6 protein-coding genes are annotated in these 5,477 nt (G+C 39.3%); 4 read left to right on the forward strand and 2 right to left on the reverse strand.

The genetic code is table 11. The annotated features are described in order from the left end of the window. The 4 genes from Q0372_RS09820 to Q0372_RS09835 all read left to right on the forward strand — a co-directional run. Window positions 1-979 (forward strand): lyase family protein (locus Q0372_RS09820; RefSeq protein ID WP_298105425.1); only part of this gene is annotated, 979 nt, incomplete at its 5' end. 286 nt (window positions 980-1,265) lie between these two features. Further along, entirely contained in the window at window positions 1,266-2,609 is a 1,344-nt protein-coding gene (locus Q0372_RS09825) for an anaerobic C4-dicarboxylate transporter (RefSeq protein WP_298105429.1), read from the forward strand. 282 nt (window positions 2,610-2,891) lie between these two features. Beyond that, on the forward strand, window positions 2,892-3,419 hold the full coding sequence (locus Q0372_RS09830; RefSeq protein WP_298105432.1) for an NAD(P)H-dependent oxidoreductase: 528 nt from the start codon (window positions 2,892-2,894) through the stop codon (window positions 3,417-3,419). Between the two features lie 26 nt (window positions 3,420-3,445). Next, a complete protein-coding gene (locus Q0372_RS09835; protein WP_298105436.1) occupies window positions 3,446-3,994 on the forward strand; it encodes a hypothetical protein in 549 nt (182 codons plus the stop codon). A 143-nt stretch (window positions 3,995-4,137) separates the two neighbouring features. On the opposite strand, the gene frr is transcribed toward Q0372_RS09835, so the two are convergent. Together frr and pyrH are read right to left on the reverse strand one after the other, a co-directional pair. Next, window positions 4,138-4,734: a ribosome recycling factor gene (gene frr, locus Q0372_RS09840; RefSeq protein WP_298105439.1), complete on the reverse strand. Its 597-nt coding sequence runs from the start codon at window positions 4,732-4,734 to the stop codon at window positions 4,138-4,140. Between the two features lie 18 nt (window positions 4,735-4,752). Then, entirely contained in the window at window positions 4,753-5,463 is a 711-nt protein-coding gene (gene pyrH / locus Q0372_RS09845; RefSeq protein ID WP_298105443.1) for a UMP kinase, read from the reverse strand. Window positions 5,464-5,477: the final 14 nt, after the last annotated feature.

The raw sequence follows: 5,477 nt of genomic DNA on the forward strand, positions 1-5,477 counted from the left end.
CGATACCTATCCTAGCTCGATCAAAGTCGCCGCTTACGCCAAGCTAACCGATCTACTAAAAGCTATGGAAAATTTGAAAAAAGAGCTTGAAGTTAAAGCCAAAGAATACAAAGATGTCATCAAAATGGGAAGGACGGAGCTTGAGGACGCCGTTCCTACCACTCTTGGAAACACTTTCAACGCTTTTGCTACCTACATCAAAACCGATATCGCACTTATCAAAGCTGCTAGAGAGTCGATGACTTACTTAAATATGGGCGCTACGGCGATTGGTACGGGCATCAACTGCCACCCTGATTACAAAAACGTAGTCGAGAAAAAACTGGGCGAGATCACCGGCGTTAAATTTAAAGCCGCAGAGGACTTCATCGCCGCCACACAAGACACTGCAGACTTCGTTCACGTTAGCGGCGCGTTAAAAACAGCAGCCGTCCGCCTAAGCAAAATCGCAAACGACCTACGTCTTATGAACTCCGGTCCTAGATGCGGCCTGGGCGAAATCGAGCTTCCTAAGATGCAACCGGGCAGCTCCATCATGCCGGGTAAAGTAAATCCGGTCATCGCTGAGGTCGTAGGCGAGGCTTGCTACGAGGTTATCGGCAACGACGTTACGATTATGCTTTGCTCCGAGCGCGGAGAATTTGAGCTTAATGCGTTTGAGCCTGGCATCGCATATGCGCTATTTAACTCGATCGTGCTTTTGGAAAATGCGATGAATACACTAGCTGAAAAAGCTATCAAACATCTAAAAGCAAACCCTGAAGCTTGCCTAAAATCGGTGCTAAATTCCGTCGGTATCGTTACAGCGTTCAACCCATACATCGGTTACGAAAAATCCGCAAGTATCGCCAAAGAGGCGTTGCAAACAGGAAAATCTGTCGGCGAAATCTGCTTAGAGCGCGGATATTTGAAAAAAGAGGAGATCGATAAGATCCTAGAGCCTAAATCTATGCTCAACCCACATATGAGCAAAAAATAGTTCCAAACTAGGTGCGGCGCGGAATTTCGTCGGTTAATTTAATAGGCGAAATTCCGCAAAGTAGAATTTTAAATAGATAAGATTGATCGTGCAGAATTTCGTAGATGCAGAATTTCATCAAGTTAGATTTAGCTTCCGTGGAGTAAAATTTCACTTGCGAAATTTTAGGATAAAATTCCGCATAGAATTCCGACCACTGAATTATAAAGATAATTCGGATTTTACCTGCTGAAATCTTTAGAATTCTGCGCGCCGTTAAAAAAATTACTTTATAAGGAGTTTTGCAATGGACTTTATGGTGATATTGCAATTTATCGTGTTGCTTGGCGGCATCTACCTAGGCGTTAAGCTAGGCGGCATGGGCGTCGGTTATGCAGGCGGCTTGGGCGTTGTCGTCCTAGCCATTTTGGGCATGAAAGTCGATATGAAGGATATCCCGATTGACGTTATCCTAATTATCGCATCGGTAATCTCCGCGATTACAGCGCTGCAAGTCGCAGGCGGACTTGATTATTTGGTGCAGGTAGCATCTAAAATTTTAAGGAAAAATCCTAAGCAGATCAACTTCCTAGCGCCTATCGTTACCTATCTACTTACGATACTTGCGGGCACCGGACATACTGCGTTTTCTATGATCCCGGTTATCGTCGAGGTCGCAAAGACGCAGAACATCAAACCTTCCGCTCCTCTTGCGCTTTCGGTCGTTTCATCTCAGGTAGCGATCACTGCGAGCCCTATTTCAGCGGCATTCGTCGCCATGAGCGGCTTGTGCGAGAAGCTAGGCGTTAGCTATCCTAAACTTTTGTTTATCTGCATCTCTACTACCTTTGTAGCTATGTTGATTACGGCTTTTATCGTAAATAAATTCTACGATCTTGATCTTTCAAAAGACCCTGTTTACAAAGAGAGACTTTCAAAAGGTCTTGTAGCCGAGATCAAAGCCGAGGAGTATAAAGAGCCGAAGCCTTACGCGAAAAGATCGGTTGCGATATTTGCCGTCGGTGTTTTGATCGTCGTTTGCTATGCGCTTGCGATCTCAAAGAGCGTCGGCTTGGTAGAAAAACCGATCCTTTCAAGAGATAGCGCGATCATCAGCTTTATGCTAACTATCGGCTTTCTTATCGCTGTTTTGTGCAAGATCGATACGGGCAAGCTGCTCTCTACCAGCACCTTCCAAAGCGGTATGAATGCGTGCATCTGCGTCATCGGTATCGCGTGGCTCGGTACTACTTTCGTAAACGGCCACATCGACAGCATCAAAGAGGTAGCTAAAAACGTCGTTACGCAGTATCCTTTCGTACTGGCTATCGCACTATACTTCCTAAGCTGCTTGCTATACTCACAGGCTGCGACCACAAAGGTTATGATGCCTGCCGTTGCCGCCGCGCTTGGAATGACCAGCCCTGAAAATTCCGGTCAAATTTGGATCTTGGTCGCATCGTTTGCAGCCGTTTCGGGCTTGTTCGTGCTTCCTACCTATCCTACGACGCTCGGCGCGATCGCCATGGACGATACCGGAACGACCAGAGTCGGTAAATTTGTATTTAACCACTCGTTCTTCCTTCCGGGAACCATTATGGTTGCGCTTTCGGTCGCTCTAGGATTTTTAGTAGCTCCTGCGCTAATCTAAGATTAGTATTCCTTTCATTTGCGCCGAATTTTTCGGCGCATTTTTAGCTCCATTTAAAATCTTTAATATAATTTAGTAGGTAAAATTCTATCGATTTTGTGGCCTGCTATATTTGCTTATAAATTTAACTTCTAATCACATGCAAAAACTACAAGTCTTCCGGTAGTATTTGAGTGGAAGTAAAATTTTATTTGAAATTTCATACCCATATTATGCTAGATGATAAATCAAAATTTCAGCCAAAAAACATATAATGTAAGAAATTTAAAACAAGGATAAAATATGAAAAATCTCATCATCATCGCTCATCCCGATATGGCAAGCTCGCACGCAAACAAGGCGTGGCGCGAGGTAGCCAAAAAGCAAGCGGATAAATTTGATATTCACGAAATTTACGCCGCTTATCCGAACGGCAAAATCGATGTTGCGCGCGAACAGGAGTTACTTTTAAGCCACGATAAAATTATCATTCAGTTTCCACTTTATTGGTACAGCTATCCGCCGCTTTTAAAGCAATGGTTCGACGATGTATTTGCCTACGGCTGGGCTTACGGCAGCACCGGCGACAAGCTAAAAGGTAAAGAATTCGCCCTAGCGATCACTATCGGCGACGAGCGAAACAACTATAAAAAAGACGGCACGATCGGATTTGACATAGAGGAAGTTATCACGCCTTTTAAATGCGCGATGAATTTTACAGGCGCCAAGCTGCTGCCGTGCCACTTCGGCTATGGATTTTCATTTCATCCAGATAGCGAATATATCGCAAAAAGTGCAGAAAAATACAAAGAATTTTTAGCAAAATTTTAAAATTTACAAAGGCAAAAAAAATATTAATGGGATTAATGGTATTGGGACAATTAACAGCAATTCCTGCTATTGCAACTGCTGCTCCATCTGCAAAGGAAGCTGCAGAAATCAAAAAATATGATTCATTAAATACTGCAGCCCAAGATTATGCAAAAGCACTACAAGAAATTTCAAATTATGGTTCACGTGAAATACTAAAATCAATTAACCCAGATGTCGACAAATATGTTGCAAAAATAAATGACCCAACATTAAAAAAACAATGGGAAGATTCAAATACTATGCTTATTGAACAATTTGAAGTATCTGTTTACAAAGTAAATGAAAATGGAAACGATGGTGAAGTTGTATTTTTAATTAAAGGATACGATGAAAAGGCATTGGATAAATATTTGGGAGATAATGCAAGTCAATATGCAAAAGTTGATAATGGAAAAGACGAAGTCGAAGTTGACATTGAAAAATATATAAAACTTCAATATAATTATTTAAAAAATACAAAAAAAATCAATTTAGCAACATCTACTGTTAAATTTGCCAAAGGAAACGACAATAAATGGCAACTTGTCAAATAAACTTTTCTTCATAATTTAATAACAAGAAGTTTTGACTTACTATTTAAATATGAAATTTAAAATAAATATCCAAATAAAAAAGCTAGAGAAATCTAGCTTAATTTTTTTACAATAACAAAATTATAGTTTAATTCTATTCAAAACTAAACTGTTAATAATTCTTTTTCCTTTTTATTCAAGGCATCATCAACTTGCGCAATAAATTTATTTGTTGTTTTCTGAACTTTTTCTTCATTTGCTTTCAGTTCATCTTCTGTAATTTCACTATCTTTTTCAAGTTTTCTAAGTTTATTATTAATGTCTTTTCTTACGTTTCTAATTGCAACTTTTCCTTCTTCAGCTTCTTTTTTTACCATTTTTACATATTCTTTTCTACGATCCTCTGTAAGTTCTGGCACAACAAGTCTGATAATTTTTCCATCATTTGAAGGATTAAATCCTAAGTTTGCTTGTAAAATAGTTTTTTCAATTAATGGAATTAATGATTTATCCCAAGGATCAATTACTAATAATCTAGCTTCTGGAGCTGAAACTGTTCCAACCTGATTAAGCGGAGTTGGCGAACCATAAGCTTCTACAGTTACTCCGTCAAGCATAGAAACACTCGCACGTCCTGCTCTTACATGTGAAAATTTATCTTTTGTATTTTCCACAGATTTTGCCATTTTTTCTTCAGCTTCTTTTAAAATTGTGTCTAACATTCTTACCACCTTTTTATTTTTATTTTTTTCTTTTTTCAATTTTTTACCTAATATTTTTTATTTTTTTACAGTTGTTCCTATATTTTCACCTTGAGCCATTTTTAGTATATTTCCTTCTTCCAAGGCGTTAAATACTACAATTGGCATTTGGTTTTCCCGGCATAGTGAAAGTGCCGCTGTATCCATTACTCCAAGATTTTTTGAAATAGCTTCATCAAAAGATACTGTATTGTATCTTACAGCATCATCAAATTTCATCGGATCTTTATCATAAATTCCATCAACTTTTGTTCCTTTCGCAAGTACATCTGCCTGGATTTCCACAGCTCTTAGTGCTCCCGAAGAATCTGTTGTAAAATAAGGATTGCTTGTTCCACCTGCAAAAATAACAACTCTTCCTTTCTCCAGATGTCTTATTGCTTTACGTCTGATATAAAGTTCGGCTACCTGCGGCATTTGAAGTGCTGTCATAACTCTCGTTGGTACTCCTATGCTTTCAATTGCATTTTGCAGTGCAAGTCCATTCATAATTGTTGCAAGCATTCCCATCGTATCTCCAGTCACTCTGTCAAAGCCTTTTTCCATCCCGCTTATCCCACGGAAAATATTTCCACCACCAATAACGATAGCAATTTGCACACCTTTTTCATGTACATCCTTTATCTGTTTTGCAAAACTTTCAAGCACTTCATTTGAAAAACCAAATTCTTTGTTCCCTGCAAGTGCTTCTCCACTTAGTTTTAATAATATTCTTTTATATTTAAGCATTATAGGAGCCTCCA

This window comes from uncultured Campylobacter sp. (assembly GCF_937997405.1).
Lineage (GTDB): Bacteria > Campylobacterota > Campylobacteria > Campylobacterales > Campylobacteraceae > Campylobacter_B.

Coding starts and splice junctions, on each gene's coding strand:
- Q0372_RS09825 (WP_298105429.1), top strand. CDS start 1,266: ATGGACTTTATGGTGATATTGCAATTTATCGTGTTGCTTGGCGGCATC.
- Q0372_RS09830 (WP_298105432.1), top strand. CDS start 2,892: ATGAAAAATCTCATCATCATCGCTCATCCCGATATGGCAAGCTCGCAC.
- Q0372_RS09835 (WP_298105436.1), top strand. CDS start 3,446: ATGGGATTAATGGTATTGGGACAATTAACAGCAATTCCTGCTATTGCA.
- pyrH (WP_298105443.1), bottom strand. CDS start 5,463: ATGCTTAAATATAAAAGAATATTATTAAAACTAAGTGGAGAAGCACTT.